This window comes from Oscillibacter valericigenes (genome assembly GCF_016902445.1).
Lineage (GTDB): Bacteria > Bacillota > Clostridia > Oscillospirales > Oscillospiraceae > Oscillibacter > Oscillibacter avistercoris.
Window position 1 is genome coordinate 1 of sequence record NZ_JACSNX010000075.1, and the last position, 349, is coordinate 349.

The 349-nt window shown below is 46.4% G+C and carries 1 protein-coding gene; it reads right to left on the reverse strand.

Going from position 1 to position 349, the window contains the following annotated elements; all coding sequences use genetic code 11:
• On the reverse strand, positions 1–349 hold a 349-nt coding region (locus H9X91_RS14105), incomplete at both ends, for a MiiA motif-containing surface protein (protein ID WP_204805888.1).

Genomic DNA, 349 nt, shown 5'->3' on the forward strand with positions numbered 1-349 from the left:
AGTCTTAACTTGGTCCTTTTCACCTTCAGTTAAGCTGCTGGTATTTGCTACTGGTACAGGGGTTGCTGGAACAGTTGGTGTGATCTTCTCAGCGTCGGTTGCTGGACGTACCAACTGGCTACCTGGGATTGTATCAGTTGACTTAGTCTTATCTGGGTAGGTAATCGTTGCTGTACCATCATTGCCTACTGTAACTTCAGTGCCTGCTGGGAATTTATCCTTGTTGGCATTAGTTACATTAGTCTTAACTTGGTCCTTTTCACCTTCAGTTAAGCTGCTGGTATTTGCTACTGGTACAGGGGTTGCTGGAACAGTTGGTGTGATCTTCTCAGCGTCGGTTGCTGGACGT